The 18,951-nt window shown below is 71.1% G+C and carries 11 protein-coding genes, 1 tRNA gene and 2 pseudogenes; 6 read left to right on the top strand and 8 right to left on the bottom strand.

From position 1 onward, the window contains the following. The first annotated feature begins 41 nt into the window (after positions 1 to 41). Genes VE614_RS00845 through VE614_RS00830 form a run of 4 tightly spaced genes read left to right on the top strand, consistent with a single transcriptional unit; the run spans position 42 to position 10,277 of the window. A complete protein-coding gene (locus VE614_RS00845; RefSeq protein ID WP_324930219.1) occupies positions 42 to 4,007 on the top strand; it encodes a PglY protein in 3,966 nt (1,321 codons plus the stop codon). Then, positions 4,007 to 6,829 (top strand): BREX-2 system phosphatase PglZ, encoded by a 2,823-nt coding sequence (pglZ, locus tag VE614_RS00840; protein WP_324930216.1) that lies wholly within the window; start codon positions 4,007 to 4,009, stop codon positions 6,827 to 6,829. The genes VE614_RS00845 and pglZ overlap by 1 nt, the downstream gene beginning before the upstream one ends. Beyond that, entirely contained in the window at positions 6,826 to 8,157 is a 1,332-nt protein-coding gene (gene brxD / locus VE614_RS00835; protein WP_324930213.1) for a BREX system ATP-binding protein BrxD, read from the top strand. The genes pglZ and brxD overlap by 4 nt, the downstream gene beginning before the upstream one ends. Beyond that, positions 8,154 to 10,277: a DEAD/DEAH box helicase gene (locus VE614_RS00830; RefSeq protein WP_324930210.1), complete on the top strand. Its 2,124-nt coding sequence runs from the start codon at positions 8,154 to 8,156 to the stop codon at positions 10,275 to 10,277. Before brxD ends, VE614_RS00830 begins: the two co-directional genes overlap by 4 nt. 50 nt (positions 10,278 to 10,327) lie before the next feature. Here VE614_RS00830 and VE614_RS00825 read toward each other — a convergent pair whose 3' ends face one another. Next, a complete protein-coding gene (locus VE614_RS00825; RefSeq protein ID WP_324930207.1) occupies positions 10,328 to 10,669 on the bottom strand; it encodes a serine hydrolase in 342 nt (113 codons plus the stop codon). A gap of 6 nt (positions 10,670 to 10,675) precedes the next feature. On the opposite strand from VE614_RS00825, the gene VE614_RS00820 reads away from it, so the two are divergent. Continuing rightward, entirely contained in the window at positions 10,676 to 11,161 is a 486-nt protein-coding gene (locus VE614_RS00820; RefSeq protein ID WP_324930204.1) for a hypothetical protein, read from the top strand. Here VE614_RS00820 and VE614_RS00815 read toward each other — a convergent pair. The 6 genes and pseudogenes from VE614_RS00815 to VE614_RS00790 all read right to left on the bottom strand — a co-directional run bounded on the left by VE614_RS00815 (position 11,154) and on the right by VE614_RS00790 (position 15,765). After that, entirely contained in the window at positions 11,154 to 12,359 is a 1,206-nt protein-coding gene (locus VE614_RS00815; RefSeq protein WP_414719463.1) for an IS110 family transposase, read from the bottom strand. The genes VE614_RS00820 and VE614_RS00815 overlap by 8 nt on opposite strands. 231 nt (positions 12,360 to 12,590) lie before the next feature. Beyond that, positions 12,591 to 12,761 (bottom strand): annotated as a pseudogene (locus VE614_RS00810) (esterase); the annotation flags it as partial. 45 nt (positions 12,762 to 12,806) lie between these two features. Then, a pseudogene (locus tag VE614_RS00805) lies at positions 12,807 to 13,482 on the bottom strand (transcriptional regulator); the annotation flags it as partial. A gap of 329 nt (positions 13,483 to 13,811) precedes the next feature. After that, positions 13,812 to 13,885, bottom strand: a tRNA-Pro gene (locus VE614_RS00800). 33 nt (positions 13,886 to 13,918) lie between these two features. Continuing rightward, positions 13,919 to 14,707 (bottom strand): Pr6Pr family membrane protein, encoded by a 789-nt coding sequence (locus tag VE614_RS00795; RefSeq protein WP_324930201.1) that lies wholly within the window; start codon positions 14,705 to 14,707, stop codon positions 13,919 to 13,921. 131 nt (positions 14,708 to 14,838) lie between these two features. Next, positions 14,839 to 15,765, bottom strand: a complete 927-nt coding sequence (locus VE614_RS00790) for a metallophosphoesterase (protein WP_324930199.1) — start codon at positions 15,763 to 15,765, stop codon at positions 14,839 to 14,841. 99 nt (positions 15,766 to 15,864) lie between these two features. Here VE614_RS00790 and VE614_RS00785 point away from each other — a divergent pair, with 99 nt between their 5' ends. After that, complete coding sequence (locus tag VE614_RS00785; protein WP_324930196.1) at positions 15,865 to 16,329, top strand: GatB/YqeY domain-containing protein; 465 nt, start codon at positions 15,865 to 15,867, stop codon at positions 16,327 to 16,329. 182 nt (positions 16,330 to 16,511) lie between these two features. On the opposite strand, the gene VE614_RS00780 is transcribed toward VE614_RS00785, so the two are convergent. Next, on the bottom strand, positions 16,512 to 18,851 hold the full coding sequence (locus VE614_RS00780; RefSeq protein WP_324930193.1) for a transglycosylase domain-containing protein: 2,340 nt from the start codon (positions 18,849 to 18,851) through the stop codon (positions 16,512 to 16,514). Between the last annotated feature and the right edge of the window lie 100 nt (positions 18,852 to 18,951).

The raw sequence follows: 18,951 nt of genomic DNA, 5'->3' as shown, positions 1-18,951 counted from the left end.
GTCCGGGCCGGCCGCCAGCACAGTGAGGGAATGATCGCCTGATGTCGACCACAGAGCTGTTCCTCCGGGATGTCATCGACATCAAGGAGGACGTCCACGCGGGCGATTTCAAGGTCGACCTCTCCCAGGGTTTCCACGAGGCCGACGAGCGGGTGGCGGAGTACGTTGTCACCGAGCAGCTGCAGAAGGCGTTCCGCAAGGCGCTCGGCATCGTCGCGAAGGCCGTCCGCACGGGCGACTCGCACGCCGCGTACCTGCACGGCTCGTTCGGTGCCGGTAAGAGCCACTTCCTCACCGTGCTGCACGCCGTGCTCAACGGCCACGAGGGGGCTCTGAACAAGCGGGGACTGACGGAGGTCGTCGCCGAGCACCGGGACTGGCTGGGCGGCAGCCGGTTCCTGATGATCCCGTACCACCTGGTCGGATCGACCGATCTCGACTCGGCGCTGCTCGGTGGTTACGTCCACACGGTGCGGGAGCTGCACCCGGAGGCGGCGACCCCCGCCGTCTACCGGTCGGACGCGCTGCTCGCCGACGCGGACCGGCAGCGCAAGTTCCTCGGCGACGACGACAAGTTCCGGCAGTGGCTCGGTGCCGGGGCGGCGGCCACCGCCCCCGGCGGGGGCGGTGCGGACGACGAGGACGACCTGCCGGGCATCGACGGAGGAGCCGACCTGCCCGGCACGGGCGGCTGGAGCACCGCCGAGCTGGACCGGGCTTTCGCCGCGCCGCCCGGCAGCGAGGAGCGGGAGCGGCTGGTGTCGGCGCTGCTGACCGGGCCCATGGCCGCGTACACGCAGGCTGCCCGCGGCGACGCGCAGTCCTTCATCCCGCTGGAGAACGGCCTGAAGGTCATCTCCCGCCACGCCCAGTCGCTGGGCTACCACGGCGTCGTCCTCTTCCTCGACGAGCTGATCCTGTGGCTCCAGGCGCACATGGGTGACCAGGATTTCGTCCGCGACCAGGTGCAGCGGCTGGTCAAGCTGATCGAGTCCGCCGACAGTGGCCGGCCCGTGCCGATCGTGTCCTTCATCTCCCGCCAGCGCGACCTGTCCCAGCTGATCGGCTCCGACGTGGCGGGCGCCGACGTGCAGAACCTGGAACAGCAGGTCGACTACCTCGCCGGCCGGCTGGACGTCGTGGAGCTGGAGGACAGCAACCTCGTCGAGATCATCAAGCACCGGGTGCTCGCCCCGCGTCCGGGCATGGAGCAGGCACGCGACGACGCGTTCAAGATCGTCGAGTCGTCGCGGGACGAGGTGCGGCAGGTGCTGCTCGACGCGCAGGGGCGCACCGAGGCGAGCTGGGACGACTTCCGCACCCTGTATCCGCTGTCCCCGGCCCTGCTCAACGTGCTGGTCGACCTCTCCGGTGCGCTCCAGCGCGAGCGGACCGGTCTCAAACTGGTGCAGGAGCTGCTGCGGCGCCACCGCGACGACCTGCGGCTCGGCCAGCTCATCCCGATCGGCGACCTGTGGGACGTCATCGCCGAGCGGACCGGTGAGGCGTTCACCGCGAAGCTCCGCAAGGAGTCGGAGATCGCGCACCGCTTCCACGCCCGCGTCCGCGAGCACCTGCTGACCAAGTACGGCTCCGAGGACGACCAGCGGTTCCGGATCGACGACCGGCTCGTCAAGACGCTGCTGCTGGCCTCCCTCGCCCCCAACGTGCCCGCCCTGACCCGGCTCACGGGCGGCCGGCTCGCCGCGCTGAACCACGGCACCATCAGGACCCGGGTGGGCGACGCCGGGGCCAAAGCCGTCCAGCGCCTCCAGGAGCTCCAGGCCGAGGGCTTCGACGGCGAGCTGCGCAGCGAGGGCGACCCCGCCGACCCGGTCTTCCACCTGCACCTGTCCGACCTGGACGTCGAACCGCTGCTGGAGGAGGTGCAGGGCGTCGCCGACCAGGACGGCTACCGCCGCCAGTGGATCAAGGACCAGCTGTGGGCGGCCCTGGGCATCCCCGACACCCAGGCGTTCGTCTGCGAGCGGACCGTCGTCTGGCGCGGCACCAAGCGCACCGTCGAGTTCGTCTTCGGCAACGTCCGCGACCCGCACCTGCCCGACGCCGAGTTCGCGCCGCAGACCAAGGGCAACATCCGCTTCGTCTTCGACTACCCCTTCGACGACCACGGCCGCTCGCCCATGGACGACGTGCAGCGGGTGGAGCGGATGAAGCGCGCCGGGAAGACGGCGCCGACCATCGTCTGGCTGCCACACTTCCTGTCCGAGCAGAAGGCCCGCAACCTCGGACGCCTGCTGAAGATCAACTATCTGCTGGAGCGCGACCGGCTCGACGACCACACGGCGACCCGCCCCGCCGAGGAACGCATCCAGATCCGCAACCAGCTCAAGGCGTCCCGCGACAGTCTCACGACCCAGCTCACCGACGCCCTGCTGCAGCTGTACGGCATCAACAAGGCCGAGCCGGGCACCGCGGGCGCCGAGGTCCCCGAGGGCCACCACCTGATCTCCCTCCAGCCCGGCTTCACCCGCACCCGGCCCGAACCGGCGGTCGGCTTCGAGGAGAACCTCTTCCTGCTCGCCGACGGGCTCCTCGGCGCCCGCCACCCCAAGCACCCCGACTTCGACCCGCGCCTCACCCGCAAGGCCGTCACCACCGGCGAGCTGAAGACCACCCTCGAATGGATCACGAGGGCGATGGAGGACGGCTCCCGGCGCGTCGTGGTCGACAGCCGGCACCTGCCCGTCGTCCGCCGGATCGCGCACGCCCTCCAGCTCGGCGAGGTCCACGAGGGGCCGCTGAACGTCACCACCGACTGGCGCCTGCGCATCAACAAGAAGGCCGCCGAGACCTCCGACGCCGGCCCGGACCTGTCCGTGGAGGACATCCGCGACTGGATCGAGGAGCTCGGCTACACCGGCCTCGACCGCCACGTCGGCAACCTCATCATCGCCACGTACGCCCTGCTCGACGACCGCACCTGGGTCTACCAGACCTCGCCGCTGCCCAAGGCCCCGGAGCTGGAGCGGATCGGTCCCGGATACGGGCTGAGGGCCGTGGAACTGCCCACCGAGGACGAGTTCCACACCGCGCTCGGCCGCGCCGGGACGATCTTCGGCAGGACCGTCTCGCGGGTCCTGTTCGCCCGCAACGTCGCCCGGCTCGCCGAAGGCGTGCGCGCGGTCGCGGAGGAACACCGCGTGGCCCTCGGCGAGGTGCGCACCCTGCTGACGGAGCACGCCACCCACCTCGGGCTGACCGGCGCCGACGCACCCCGCCTGAAGTCCACCAAGGCCGCCGCCGACCTCGTCGCCCGGCTGCTGCGCACCACCGAACCGGCCGCGTGCGTGCGGGAGCTGGCCGCCGCCGCGTACGACGTGACCGACGAGGAGATCGCGGGTGCCCTGCGGCACGCCCCGGAGGTCGCCGCCGCGCTGCGCGGTACCAAGTGGTCCCTGCTGGAGGACGTACGCCGCGACCTCGCCGTACGCCAGGACAGCCTCGGCGAGCGGGCCACCCGCTTCCTGGACGAGGTGCACCGCACCGCCCGCGAGCACGAGCAGACCGTCTCGCTCGTGCCCGTCCTGGACCGGCTCCCGGACACCGTCATGGCCCTGATGCGCGAGGCCACCCGTCTCGCGCAGCCGGCCCAGCCGACAACTCCGCCCGTCGCGCCGGTCACGCCGGAGCCGACCGCCGAGGACGTCAGCCCGGCCACCCACGGCAAGCCCTCCGTCCCCTCGACACCCACCCCGGACCAGCCCTCCACGCCGGACGACGCCTCCCGCGGCGGGGGCGACGCACAGGCCGTCGTCCCGGCACAGGCCGGTCCCCGGCGCGCCGTCCACCTCATCGAGCCCACCCAGCTGGAGGTATCGCTGGCCACCACGGTCGCCGAGATCGACGCGGAGATCCGCGCCTACCTCGCCGCCCACCCCGGCACCCGCATCCAGGTCTCCTGGCAGCCGGTCCTCGACAACGGGTCCGGTCCCGACGGCTCCGCCGGGACCGTTACGGAACCGGGCGAAGGGACCGCCGGCTGATGGCCCCGGCCCTGCCCCGGGTGGGCCGCCGTACCGTCGAGGCCCTGCTCGCGGCGAACGCCAAGGACCTGGGTGAGTGCAGCCTCGTGCTCGTCCACGGCCGGTACGCGCCTGGCGCCCCGCCCCGGTTCACCGTCACCCTGGACGGCGAGGCGCGGCGCGTCCAGGTACGGGACGAAGCCTCCGTCCTCGGCGTCGTCGCCGCCCTCCACGAGCACAGGAGCACCGCCGCCTCCTCCGACGTGCTGGTGCTGACGACCGGGATCGAGGACGAGCAGCTCGGCTGGGACGTGCGCGGCAGGGCCGTACGGCGCAAGACCCTCACCGTCGAGAACGCCGAAGTCGTCCTCCAGCGTTTCGGCGCCACCGCCCTGGACCCGCGGATGTACCGCGAGCGGTGGCTCCTGGAAGCCCTGGTCGAAGCGGAGCCCGCGGAAGACGGCTGGCCGCGCGTCGGCGGAGTGCTGACCCGGGACGCGGCCCTGCGCGCCCTGACCGCCGAACGGCTCGGCCTGCGCGCGGTGCACGGCTCCTCAGGGCAGGACGGGCAGGTCACCCTCGACGCCGACACTCTGCTCGCCTGGTCGCGCACACCCGCCGGCCCCCGGCGGTTCGCGGAACTGGGCACCACCGAGCGCGCGGAACTGAAGAAGTGGCTCGCGGAGGTCGCCGGACCGGCCGTCCCCGTCCTGCTGTCCCTCGCCGAGGCCGGACTCGGCCACGACGCCCTGCCACTCGGACTGCTCGGCGCCGCACTGCGGGACCCCGCCGCCCAGCCCGACACCGTGCTCGCCCTCGGCGGGCTGTTCGGGCAGGTCATGCCCCGGCGGTCGGAACTCGCCGTGTTCACCGACGCCGTGGAGGGAACCCTCACCCGCTGGATCGCCGACGCCCGGACCAGCCAGGACGCCCGCCGACGCGTCGACGCCGTACTGGACCGGGCCGACGAGCTGGCCGACAAGGCAGGTCTCATTCCGGGACTCACCGCGAGCCGCTTCCTCCCGTCCAGCTTCACCGCGCAACTGCGCCGGACCGTCGCGGAGGCCCGCCGTTCACCGGCCGTCGGCGAGGCCGCGCTGGCCGACCTGCTCGGCCACGCCCTGGCCGGCCTCCGCCCGGACCACGTCCAGGCCGCCGAGACGGCCGTACGGGTGGCGCGCTGGCTCAGCGGCCCCGAGCCCGCCGTCACCAGCGTGGCCGCCGCCGTACGGGCGCACGTCTCCGACTGGGGCTGGGTGGACCGGGCGCTCACCGTGCTGTGGGCGGGCGACCCCGACGGCGACCTGGAGACCGGCCGGGACCTGCGCGCCCTCTACGAACAGGCACGGGAGCGCAGGCAGCGCCTCGACCAGGAGTTCGCCCGAAGGCTCGCCGCCTGGGCCGCGCACGCCACCGCCCGGCACCCCGACGGCTGCCTCGTCGTCGAGAACGTGCTGGACACCGTCGTACGCCCGCTGGCCGGCCAGGCCGCTCCGCTCCTCCTCGTCCTCGACGGCATGAGCAGCGCGGTCGCCGCCCAGCTCGGCGAGGAGGCGGAACGCGACGGCTGGCGCGAGATCGTGCCACGTCCAGAGGCGGGAGAGGCCCCGGCACGGCTCGCCGCTGTCTCGATGCTGCCCTCCATCACCCGCGTCAGCCGTGCCTCGCTGCTGACGGGTGAAGCGGCGGGTGGCGGCCAGTCGACCGAGACGAGCGGCTTCACCGCCTTCTGGAAACGGCGGCGCAAGGCGGCGGCCCTCTTCCACAAGGCGGCCATCGGCGGCGAAGCGGGCCACGCGCTCTCCCACGAACTCATGACCGCCCTCGCCTCCGACGCCGTGGTGGGCGTGGTTCTCAACACCATCGACGAGGCACTGGACAACGGCCGGCACGGCCGCGGCACCACCTGGTCCCTGGCCGACGTCACGCATCTGCGCGAACTGCTCGCCGCCGCCCGCAGCTACGGCCGCCCGGTCGTCCTCGTCGCCGACCACGGACACGTCCTGGAGCGCGGCAGCCGCGCCGACGCCCCGACGGCCGCCGACGGCGCGGAGTCCGCCCGTTGGCGTACCGGTGAGGTGGTGGAGGATGGGGAGATCGCCGTCCACGGCCCGCGGGTCCGAGAGGGCGGGGGAGCGGTGATCCTGCCGTGGCGCGAGGACATCCGCTACACCGGGCGGCGCGCCGGGTACCACGGCGGAGCATCCCTGGCCGAAGTCACCGTCCCGGTGCTCGTTCTGCTGCCGGCCGGGGAGGAAGCCCCGAAGGACTGGGTGCCGCTGCCGCGCGAGCTGTCCACGCCGGGCTGGTGGCGGACGCGGGCCACCGGTGACGGACCGGAGTCCGCCGCCGTGACGGCCGCTCGCCTCACGACGCCTGAGCACCCCACGCCCGCGCGGCCCACGGCGCCCTCCGAGAGCGCGCCGGCCGCCGAGGCGCGGCCGTCCGCCCGGACGGAAGCCGCGCCGCCGGCGGCAGAGTCGCTGGGGACCATGGTGGTGAGCAGCGAGGTGTACGCGGCCCAGAAGGAGTACGTCCGCAAAGCGCCCGAGGCCAAGGTGGTGGCCGCGGTCATCGACGCACTCGTCACAGCGGGCGGGACGATGTCGCCGGCCGCTCTGGCCACGGCGATCTCCGCCACCGGGCGGGTCCGCCGCAACATCGAGGGCTTCGTCGCCACGGTGCAGCGGCTGCTGAACGTCGAGGGGTATCCCGTCCTCGGGTTCATCGACGGCGGGCACGCGGTCAAGCTCGACGTGCCGCTCCTGCGCGGGCAGTTCCTGCCCAAGCCGAAGGAAGGCGAAACGGACGAGGCAGCGAGTCAGGGGGAGGAGAAGGCGTGACCGACCCCGCCTCCGTGAGCGCCGTCCGGCGCCGCGAGGTCATCGACGCCCTGCGGCGCGGCACGGTCCCGCAGTCCGGCCTCGACCTGTTCGCGGTCGGACTGGACCGGTTCGAAGCCGCCCTGGACGACGACCTGGCCACCGTCACCCGCGGCGGTGCCGCCTTCCACGCCGTCCGCGGCGACTACGGCTCCGGCAAGACCTTTTTCGCCCGCTGGCTGGCCGAACGCGCCAAACGCGCGGGACTCGCCACCGCCGAGGTGCAGATCTCCGAGACCGAGACACCGTTGCACCGGCTGGAGACCGTCTACCGCCGGCTCACCGAGCGCCTGGCCACCGCCACCCACCAGCCCAGCGCGCTGCGCGCGGTCGTCGACTCGTGGTTCTACACCCTGGAGGAGGAGGTCCTCGACGGCTCGGAGATCGACGAGGACGACGAGGAAGCCCTCGCCGCGGCGGTGGACGCGCTGATGGAACGCCGGCTCGCCGACGTCGCCCGCACCACACCCGCGTTCGCCGCCGCCCTGCGCGGCTACCGGCGGGCCGTCACCGCCGGGGACGGCGCGACAGCGGAAGCCCTGATCGCCTGGCTCGGCGGCCAGAAGTCCGTGGCCGCGTCCGCCCGCCGGGCCGCGGGAGTGCGCGGAGACCTGGACCACTTCGCCGCGCTCGGCTTCCTCCAGGGACTGCTGACCGTGCTGCGCGACTGTGGCCACCCGGGGCTGCTCCTCGTCCTCGACGAGACGGAGACCCTGCAACGCGTCCGCGGCGATGTCCGGGAGAAAGGCCTCAACGCACTGCGCCAGCTCCTCGACGAGATCGACGCCGGACGCTTCCCCGGTCTCTTCCTCGTCATCACCGGGACGCCCGCGTTCTACGACGGCCAGCAGGGCGTCCAGCGGCTCCCGCCCCTGGCCCAGCGGCTCGCGACTGATTTCACCACAGACGCCCGCTTCGACTCGCCCCGCGCCGTCCAGCTCCGCCTGCCCGGCTTCGACCTCCCGCGCCTGGGCGAACTCGGCCGGAAGGTGCGGGACCTCTACCGGGGAGCGGCCCGCCACCCCGAGCGGGTCACCGCGCGGGTCGACGACGCCTACGTGGGCGAACTCGCCACCGCCGTCACCGGAGGTCTGGGCGGCAACGTCGGGATCGCCCCCCGCGTCTTTCTGCGCAAGCTCGTCGCCGACGTCCTCGACCGTGTCGACGAGTTCGAGGACTTCGACCCGCGCAGGCACTACCAGCTCACCGTCTCGGACGGCGAGCTGACGGACACCGAACGCAACGCCGCCGCCGACAGGGCGGACGACATCGAGCTGGACCTGCCGTGACCGCCGCCGACGGCCTGGAACCGGCGCTGGTCCACCACATCGTCAACACCCTGGGCTGGAAGGACCTGCGCCCGCTCCAGAAGGCCGCCGTCGCCCCGCTCACCGCGGGAGACGACGCCCTGCTGCTGGCCCCGACGGCCGGCGGCAAGACCGAAGCCGCCTGCTTCCCCCTGCTGTCCCGGATGCACGCCCAGGGCTGGTCCGGCACATCGGTGCTGTACGTATGTCCCCTCAAGGCGCTGCTGAACAACCTGCTTCCGCGCGTGGAGACCTACACCGCCTGGCTCGGCCGGACCGCTGCCCTGTGGCACGGCGACACACCGGCCGGCGCCCGGCGCCGCATCCTCGCGGCCCGGCCCGACGTGCTGCTGACCACCCCCGAGTCGCTGGAAGCCATGCTGGTCAGCGTCAACGTCGACCACGCGTCCTTCTTCTCCGGGTTGCGGGCCGTGATCGTCGACGAGGTCCACGCCTTCGCCGGCGACGACCGCGGCTGGCACCTGCTCGCCGTACTGGAGCGCCTCCAGCGAGTCGTAGGCCGCTCTGTACAGCGCGTCGGCCTCTCCGCGACGGTCGGCAACCCCGAAGCCCTGCTCACCTGGCTCCAGGGATCGGGAGCAGGGCGGCGCCACGGCCACGTCGTCGCGCCCCACCTGTCCGAGGCACAGCCGACACCGGCTTCCGCGCCACCGGGTGACATCCAGCTCGACTACGTCGGCTCGCTCGACAACGCGGCCACCGTCATCAGCGCCCTCCACCGTGGCGAGAAGCGGCTCGTCTTCTGCGAGTCGCGGCGCCTGGTCGAGGAGCTGGGCGCCAAACTGCGGGCCAAGGGCGTGACCACGTTCCTCTCGCACGCCTCCCTCTCCCTCGACGAACGCAGACGCGCGGAAACAGCGTTCGCGGAGGCGCGCGACTGCGTCATCGTCGCCACGAGCACCCTGGAACTGGGCATCGACGTCGGCGACCTGGACCGCGTCATCCAGATCGACGCGCCCACCTCGGTCGCTTCCTTCCTGCAGCGCCTGGGCCGCACCGGGCGCCGCCCCGGGACGACCCGCAACTGCCTCTTCCTCACCCTCGACCAGGGCGGACTCCTGGCTGCCGCGGGTCTGCTGCTCCAGTGGTCGCGAGGCTGGGTCGAACCGGTCACCGCGCCCCCCGAGCCCCGCCACATCGTCGCCCAGCAGTTGCTCGCCCTCTGCCTCCAGGAACACCGCGTCGGAGACCGGCTCTGGCAGGAGTGGTGGAACGGCCTGGGGCCGTTCGGAGGACCGGCCGAGCCGATCGTCCGCCATCTGGTCGAGGAGGGATACCTGGACCAGGACGGCGGCATGTTGTTCATCGGCCCCGAAGCCGAACGGCGCTTCGGCCACCGCCACTTCATGAACCTCACCGCCGTCTTCACCGCACCCCCGCAGTTCACCGTCCTCCAGGGCCGCACCGAGATCGGCCGCACCGACCCCGCCCTGCTCACCGAGCGCGTCGCCGGCCCCCGCAGACTCCTCCTCGCCGGCCGCAGCTGGCAGGTCACCTACATCGACTGGCGCCGCAAACGCTGCTTCGTCGAGCCGGTCGACGGCGGCGGAAAGGCCAAGTGGAGCGGCACCGGTTTCGGCCAGGGAACCTCCTTCGAGGTCACCCGCGCCGTGCGCGAGGTCCTGCTCGGCACGGATCCGCCCATCGCCCAGACCCAACGCGCCACCACGACGCTCAAGGAGGCACGTGAGGTCTTCCTGGAGAAGGTTCACCCGGGCGGCACGTTGATCGCGCGCGACGAATCGGGACAACTGCGCTGGTGGACCTGGGCAGGCCACCGGGCGAACGCGACGCTGGCCGCCACGCTGGAGGGCATCGCGGTGCCGGCTCAGCGCATCAACGATCACTGGATCCGCCTACGCGAAGATCTCACCCCGCCGGTGTGGAAGGAAGCGTTGAGTGAGGCCCCCGACCGGCTCTGCCTTCCCGCAGTCGACGAACGGGCGGTGCGAGGACTGAAGTTCGCGGACGCGCTGCCGCTACGCCTGGCGGAGGCGACGCTGTCGGCGCGACTGGCGGACCTGACCGTCGCTACAGCAGTACTTGCCGAACCCGTGCGTTTCGTCGCCGTTCATACGTGAAGCGGTCATGGCTTTCCGAATGATCACCAGACGCTCGGCCACCAAGTCAGTCACGTCAGGGCCCGGCGCACAGCCTCGACCAGCGAGGCCGCACGCACGTCGCCGCCGCCTCCGATGACGCGGTTCATCGTGTAGGCGAAAGCAACACCGTGCTCTGGATCGGCGAAGGCGAGTGACCCGCCTCGGCCGGTGTGACCAAAAGAGCTTGGCTCAATCATCGGGTGGGTCTCGATGGGCAGCGAGTACCCGGCGCTGAAGCGGCTCGGGATGAGCATGACCTGATCCTTGCCGCTGGCCTCCTCCTCGGTTGCCGATGCCAGGGTGGCCGGGGGGCCCCTATGTCTTTGGTCAAGGGAAACGGGGGTGCGCTGGGTCGGTGAGGCGGGCAGCATGGCCGGGTGGCTGATCTGTTGTGGGATGACGTGAAGTGCTTCTTCGACCCGGACTTGATGGGGTCGTTGCCGGACATGCGTGTCCCGAATGCCTCGGTGCAGGACTGGCAGGCGGTCCTCGACCTGGTCGCGGGGAAGGGCTGGAAGTGCCAGTACTCCGAGGGAGAAGCGGTGCTTCCGGTGCCCCGGGCGGAGGTCGTGCTGTCCCGCCCGGCGGGCGCCGAGTGCCCGAACCTGCGGGTCTGGCCGACGGCCGATGTGCTGGCGATCTTCCGGTTCTATGCCGACGACGAAGTCGACTTCGACGTCGACCTGCGGGAGTTGCAGGGCCAGGAGCGACTTGATGTGTTCTGCGGCTTCCTCCGGGAGATCGGAAGGCGGCTGAACAAGCCCGTGCTGATGGACCCGGAAGGCGACCATGGCCATCCAGTGCTCGGCTTCGATGTCGAGGCCGATCGAGTCGTCCTCCTCGCAGACCCGCAGGTCAGGTGACTGCGGCCGACGACTGCGGTTCATAGAAGGTTCCGTCACGGAGCATCGCGAACAGGACGTCGGCCCGGCGTCGGGCGAGGCAGAGCAGGGCCTGGGTGTGGTGCTTGCCCTGGGCGATCTTCTTGTCGTAGTAGGCCCGGGACGCGGGGTCGCCCAGGGCGGCGAACGCGGAGAGGAAGAAAGCCCTTTTGAGCCGCTTGTTTCCTCTCCTGGAGGGCTGTTCGCCGCGGATCGAGGAGCCCGAGCTCCGGGTGGCCGGGGCGAGACCGGCGTAGGCGGCGAGGTGGCCGGCGGTCGGGAAGGTCCTGCCGTCGCCGACCTCAATCAGGATCCGTGCTCCGGTCCTGACGCCGACTCCTGGCATCGACGTCAGGACCTTCGAAAGAGGGTGGGCCTCCAGCAGTTCCTCGATCCGCCCGGCCAGCAGCTTGCGCTGGTCGAGCACGGCCGCCAGGGAGGCGGCCAGGCTCGGGACGATCAGCGCGGCCGCCTCGGTCCCCGGAACGGTCACGGTCTGCTCGTCCAGCGCGGCGAAGATGTCCTCGATCAGACGCTCGGCCATCCTCGGTGCCTTCGGCCGCAGCAGCGTGACCAGCCGCCGCCTCCCCGCCTTGCGGATCTGGGCCGGTGACCCGAACCGTTCCAGCAGCGTCAGGACGGCCGGGTGCTGCAACCGCGGCCCCAGCACCCGTTCCAGCGACGGGTGGATCTGGGTCAGCAGGCCATGCAGCCGGTTCGCGACCCGGGTCGCCTCGCCAGCCAGGTCGTCGTCGAAGCCGACGATCATCTCCAGCTCGGCGATCGTCTCGTCCTCGCCGTCGATCGCCCGCAGCGTATGTGGCATCGCTCGGGCCGCGTCGGCGATGATGAACGCGTCCTTCGCGTCCGTCTTGGCCTCACCGGGGTAGAGGTCGGCGATCCGCCGCATCGTGAGGCCCGGCAGGTAGGCGACCGGGCAGCCCATGTCCCGGGCCACGGCCAGCGGCAGGGCGCCGATCGAGGCCGGCTGGTCGACCACGACCAGCACCGTTCCGTGCTTGGCCTGGAGTTTGGCGAACAGCTCGCGGAGCTTGGGTTCGGTGTTGGGCAGGCGCTTGTCGAAGGCTTTCTTGCCGGCCGGGGTGACGGCGGTGGCGTGGTGTTCGCCCTTGCCGACGTCCAGGCCGAGGAAGACGTCGATGTCGCCGGTGTCGATCACGTGCAGGCCCCTCCATCACGTTCACGTCCGGCCTTGCCTGGGCACCGAGCTGCCACATCCACGTTACGGAGAGCTCTTCCGGCCTGGGTGAAGCCGGTGCTCAAGCCCCTCATCAGCGGTCCGTCGATGCCTCCGGACCCGGTGACACCACCCCCCGGATCATGAACAACAAGGGGGGGGAAGTCATGCCGGACCCGAAGGCCGGAGGCCCCATTGCGGAGCCACGAAAAAGGTAACGGGGGGGAGCAGGCGCACGCCGTCCACCTCGTCGATCAGCGCTGCGTACATGCGCGCAAGCGCGCGAGCTGTACCAACCCCATTAGACGCCGGGAGCTCTGCCTCCTGCACCTCCGGTGAGTCGAAGTCGATCTCGGGTGGGTCGGTGACGGCATACGCCCTGTTGCCGTGCGCTGTGCCCGGAGTTCAGAGAGGGCGTTGAGCGGCCAAGTCGAGCCAGTCAGGGTTTTCGTCCGTCACGTGGCGTTCCCTCAGGGAGGTAACACGGCTGAGGGCCGTGCATGCCTCGCGGTGATCGCCGTCGGGTGACATGGCCTCTGCCTTGTGCAAGTAGAGGAACGACTGGGTGCAGGGCGGCAGAGAACGTGGCGCGTTGTCGATGGCGGTCGAGATGAGGTCATGACGCTCGGCGGTGCGCCCCGCCTCGGAGACGTGCACGCCCATCTCTGCGAGGCTGAATGCGTCGAAGGCGTCGTCGCCGGCGGTGCGGGCGCTGCGCAGGCACCGACGTAATAGCGCTGCCCTGCGGATCGTAGGCCGGCGTCGTAGGCCATCCATCCGGCCAGGTGTGACACGCGGGCCGCCAGCGAGTACAGCCGGAGCCTGACTTTGTCGGTGTAGCGGCCAGTGCTGACGAGACCGATGACCAAAGCCAGGTCGCCTCGCGCCTGTTCCAGCAGTCGAGCGCCGCCGAGCTGGTCGTCGAGCGTGCGAGGGTGCTGATGCGCTGCTCGATCATCGAGACGATAGTGTCCGTGGCCCGGTCACCGTTGAGCGCCGCGGACATGGCGGAGGGCGCGTCCACCCAGCTCGCCGCGAGACCCGTCAGGGTGGCTCCCGTGATGGTGAGGAAGCCTCTGCGATCCATGCGTCCACTCCCCACCAGACGTCGGTACGGACGCGGCGCCGGTTGGCGGCCGTGGGGTCGCACTTCTCGGCACTCTGATGGTCCAGCGCTTGCGGCACCGTCCCGGCGACTGCGACTTCAGGCTGGCTTCTCGCCCCACCGGAAGAGGTCGGTCCGGGACACGAGTCGGCCGCTTGAAGGTGAGTCGACTGCGCTCGGAGGCGTCGGGGGTCCTGAGGCGGGCCACCAGCGCTCCGCGGGAGCCAGATCCCGAACTTTGCTCCCAAACGGATCCCGAGATGGCCTCCGAAACCATTCAGGGGCCCGACCCGCGATGCGGATCAGGCCCCTGACCTGGTACTACGGCGTCGGGGTGGCGGGATTTGAACCCACGACCTCTTCGTCCCGAACGAAGCGCGCTGCCAAGCTGCGCTACACCCCGGTGTCGCTGCTCGTCGCGGCGACGTCGTTTACTTTAGCCCACTGGTGGCTGGACACGAAATCCGGTTTTGGAGCGGTGCCGGATGGGGTTCGGGCGGGCGTGGTCGAGAGCCACGAGGAGGACGGCGAGGGCGTAGAAGGAGAGGCCGAGGAGGAGGGCGTTGCCGAGGACGCCCTTGTAGCCGTGGGCCTCGACGTCGAGGAAGGGGTAGAGGTAGCGGCCCGGGGTGCCGGGGAGGAGCAGCTCGCCGCGGGCGAAGGAGAACGCCAGGTAGGCGAGGGGGTAGAGGAGCCAGCCGGGGGCCTGGCGCAGGCGCAGCTGGGCCGGCGCGGTCAGGAGCAGCCAGTCGACGACCGCCGCCGCGGGTACCGCGGTGTGCAGGAGGTGGACGGCCACGGCGTGCCAGGGGCTCGGGGCGGTCGTGGCCGTGTCGATCATCGTGAACGGGGTCGCCGCGTCGGCCAGCAGCAGGTGGTACACGAGGCCGGTGATCGCCGTGTACAGCAGTACCGCTCCGGTCAGGGCGCTCGGCAGGGGGTGGCGGGCGGTCCAGGCGCGGCGGGCCGAGAGCAGCATGATCAGGGCCAGCAGGATGCCGTTCTGGACGGTGAAGTAGCCGAGGACGCGCAGCGGGCTGCCGAGCGCGAGGCAGATCGTCACGCCCGTGAGGGCGGTCAGCGCCGTCAGCAGGCGGAAGACGGCGGCCAGGGGGCGGCGTACGGGGGCCACCACCGCCCTGGCGGGGACGGGGGAGGGCAGCAGTCCGGGCATGCCCGGGAGCGCGGGGAGGTCCGGGATGTCCCTGGGTATCGGGGCGGTCATGCCCCTCACGCTAAGGAAAAGGGGCGAAAGGGGCGATTCGGGCGGGCCGAGTGGGTTAATCCGAGTCCGAGTCGGCTCCGGCCCCCGAGGCCCGCCCCCACGCGTCCCTGGCTACTTGGCCCGCTGCTGCCTCACGTGCCCGCCACCAGCGTGAGCAGCGTCGCCTCGGGCGGGCAGGCGAACCGTACCGGCGTGTAGCGGTTCGTCCCGCAGCCCGCCGAGACGTGGAGGTACGCCGTACGGCCTTCCGCGGTGTGGGTGGAGAGGCCCTTCACGCGGTCCGTGTCCAGGTCGCAGTTGGTGACCAGCGCGCCGTAGAAGGGGATGCAGAGCTGGCCGCCGTGGGTGTGGCCGGCCAGGATCAGGGGGTAGTCGTCGGCGGTGAACGCGTCCAGGACGCGCAGGTACGGGGCGTGGACGACGCCCATGGAGAAGTCCGCCGTGTCCGACGGGCCGCCCGCGACCCGCGCGTACCGGTCCCGCTTGATGTGCGGGTCGTCCAGGCCCGTCAGCTCCACCGACAACCCGTCGATCTTCAGGGTGCCGCGCGTGTTGGTCAGATTCAGCCAGCCGGCCCCGTCGAAGCCGTCCCGCAGGTCCTCCCACGGGTTGTGGACCACTCCCACGGCGGGCGCGTTGCCGTTCAGGCCGTGGCGGCCCTGCGCCTTCTCGATCAGGTAGCGGGCGGGGTTGCGGAGCTTCGGGCCGTAGTAGTCGTTCGAGCCGAAGACGTACGCGCCCGGGAACTCCATCAGGGGGCCCAGCGCGTCCAGGGTCTCCGGAACGCCCTCCGGGTCGGACAGGTTGTCACCCGTGTTGATCACGAAGTCCGGGCGCAGTCCGGCCAGCGAGCGCAGCCAGCGCTGCTTCTTGCGCTGCCCGCCGACCATGTGGATGTCGGAGACCTGGAGTACGCGCAGGGGGCGCATGCCCGGGGGCAGGACGGGCACGGTCACCCGTCGCAGACGGAAGGAGCGGGCTTCGAAACCCGCCGAGTAGAGCAGTCCGGCGGCGCCAACCGCCGCGATTCCCAGGGGAACTCCGTATCGCGCGCGCATGAGCCCATCGTGTCAGACCCGGCGGTCCGTCCGGGCGCGGGCGTCGGCCGCCGTAAATGCGCGGGCGGTGAGCCGTGCGCACCTGCGACAATCACACCCATGACCACGCTCAAGTCGAAGCTTCAGGAAGACCTCAACGCCGCGATCAAGGAGCGCGACGAGCTGCGCTCCTCGACGCTCCGGCTGACGCTCGCCGCGATCACCAAGGAGGAGGTCGCGGGCAAGGAGAAGCGCGAGCTCTCCGACGACGAGGTCCAGAAGGTGATCGCCCGCGAGGCGAAGAAGCGGCGGGAGGCCGCCGAGGCGTTCGCGCAGGGTGGTCGCGCCGAGCAGGCCGAGCGGGAGAAGGCGGAGGGCGAGGTCCTCGCCGGCTACCTGCCCAAGCAGCTCGGTGACGACGAGCTGAACCAGATCGTCGCCCAGGCCGTCGAGGAGGCCAAGGCGGCCGGTGCCGAGGGGCCGCGGGCCATGGGCGCCGTCATGAAGATCGTGAACCCGAAGGTCGCGGGCCAGGCCGAGGGCGGGCGCGTCGCCGCCGCGGTGAAGAAGTTCCTCGCCGGCTGACCGGCGACAGCCGCTACGCCGGCTCACCGGCGACAGCGGATACGCCGGCTGACGACCGGCAGTCGAGGCGTCGATGCGTCGATGCGTCGACAGGCGAATACGACGGCGGGGGCGCCCCCAGGTGTAAGGGGGCGCCCCCGCCGTCGTTCGTACGGCTGACGCGGCCGGAGGGTCTACGGCCTCTACGGCCAGTTGCCGCCGTTTCCGTTGCCGTTCCCGTTGTTCCCGCCGTTGTCGCCGCCCTGGAACCAGCCCTCCGGGATGGAGAAGGTCGGGTCCGGCTCGGGGCCGCCGGTGGTGAGACCGGCGATCAGTCCGCCGTCGCCACCGGCGCCGCCGGCGCCACCGGCGCCGTTGCCGTCACCGTTCCCGTTGTCCTGGTCGCCGCCGTTGCCGTCGCCGTTGCCGTTGTCGTTGTCGCCGTGGTCCTCGCCGGGGTCGCGGTCGCGCTCGGCGTCGGGGATGTCGACGAGGTCGAAGGAGGGGGCCTCCTTGTTCGCCAGCGCGCCGGCCATGGCGTCGCGCCAGATCGGGCCCGGCACCTCACCGCCGTAGACCTTGGGGTGCCAGCGGCCGCCGATGGTGATGTCGACCATCTTGACCTGCTGGCTGGCGCTGCCGACCCAGACGGCGCCGGACATGTTCGGGGTGTAGCCGACGAACCAGGCGTTCCTGCGCTCGTCCGTCGTACCCGTCTTGCCCGCGCTCTCGCGGCTGGTCAGACCGGCCTGCTGGCCCGTACCGGAGTCGACCACGCCGCGCAGCAGGGTGTTGACGGTGTCGGCGGTCTTCTCGGACATGGCGCGGGAGCAGGTCGACTTCGGCACCTCCAGCGACTTCTGCTTGTCGCCGATCTTCTGCGTGATCGACTCGATCGCGATCGGCGTGCAGTACATGCCGCGGGCGGCGAACGCGGCGTACGCGGTCGCCATGGTCAGCGGGGAGATGCCCTTGGAGCCGAGGGAGATCGCCGGGAGCTCCGGCAGCTTCTCACCGTTGCCCTGCACCACGTTCAGCCCGTCGAGCGTCTTCATCACCGGGCACATGCCGATGTCGGAGATCATCTGGACGAAGTAGGTGTTGACCGACTTCGCCATGGCCTCCTTCAGGCGGTACGGGCCGACCTCGGACTCGTCCTCGTTCTCGACGCGCGCGCCGTCCGTGTTGACCCACGGCTTTCCGTCGCAGGTCTGGACGGGGCTCGGGTACTCCATGTCGTACGGCGACGAGTACTCCTGCGTCGGCGGGCGCCCCTGCTCCAGGGCCGCCGCGGCCACGAACGGCTTGAACGTGGAACCGGTCGGGAAGCCGTAGTTGGAGCCGCCCATGCCGTTGCCGACGTTGTAGTTGATCTCGGTCTCGTTGTCGCCGTAGCCGAAGGGCTTCGACTGGCCCATGCCGAGGATCTTGCCGGTGCCGGGTTCGACCAGGGTGACGGCCGCGGCGACCGAGTCCGACTTGTTGACGTGCTGGGACAGCGAGTCCTGCACCGACTCCTGTGCCTGCGGGTCGAGGGTGGTGCGGATGGTGAGGCCGCCCTGGTTCCAGAGCTTGGCCCGCTCCTCCCTGGTCTCCCCGAAGACCGGGTCGTTGAGGAAGACCTTCTCGACGTACTTGCAGAAGAAGCTGGCGCCCTTGACCGCGGTGATGCAGCCGTTCTTCGGCCGGCTCACCTTGAGGCCCAGCGGGGTCTTCGTTGCGCGGTCGGCCTCCGCCTGCGAGATGTCGCCGACCTCGGCCATGCGCTGGAGGACGATGTTGCGGCGCTTGGTGGCCTCCGCCTCGTCGTTCACCGGGTCGTACCGGCTCGGCGACTGGACGATGCCGGCGAGGAGGGCGGCCTCCTGGAGGTTGAGGTCCTTGGCGTGCTTCGAGAAGTACCGCTGGGAGGCGGCCTCGACGCCGTAGGCCTGCTGGCCGAAGAACGTGATGTTCAGGTAGTTCTCGAGGATCTTCTTCTTGCCCAGCTCCTCCTCGACCTGGATCGCGTACTTCAGCTCCTTGATCTTGCGGCCGAGGGTCTGCTGGGTGGCCTGCGCGACCTTCGTCGGGTCGTCGCCGGCCTCCTCCACGAAGACGTTCTTCACATACTGCTGGGTGAGCGTGGAGGCACCTTCGGCGACCCCGCCGCTCTGCGCGTTCTTGTTGAGGGCGCGCAGGACGCCCTTCAGGTCGATCGCGCCGTGCTGATAGAAGCGGGCGTCCTCGATCGCGACGATCGCCTTCTGCATGTACGGCGAGATGTCCGTGAGGTCGACGACCGTGCGGTCGCGTGAGTAGACCGTCGCGATGCTGTCGCCCTGGGCGTCGAGGATGGTGGTGCGCTGACTGAGCGGCGGTGTCTTCAGGTTGGCGGGGATCTCGTCGAACCCCTCGACCGAACCCTTCGCCGCGAGCCCCAGCACACCCACGGCGGGCAGCGCGATGCCGGCCATGACGGCTCCCGCGAGCACACTGACACCGAGGAACTTGGCGGCCTGCTGCGTAGGAGACAGACCCCCGCCCGAGCGCTTCTTTGCCATGAGGGCAGCCTACGTTCTCAATCGCCGGACACGCGTATATGCCTTGGCCTAAGCTGCTCTCGACTGTCACAGCAGTGGGGCCACGTATCAATACGTCCGG

It is taken from the genome of Streptomyces sp. (assembly GCF_035645055.1).
Lineage (GTDB): Bacteria > Actinomycetota > Actinomycetes > Streptomycetales > Streptomycetaceae > Streptomyces.
This window is presented reverse-complemented; position numbering and strand designations above follow the sequence as displayed.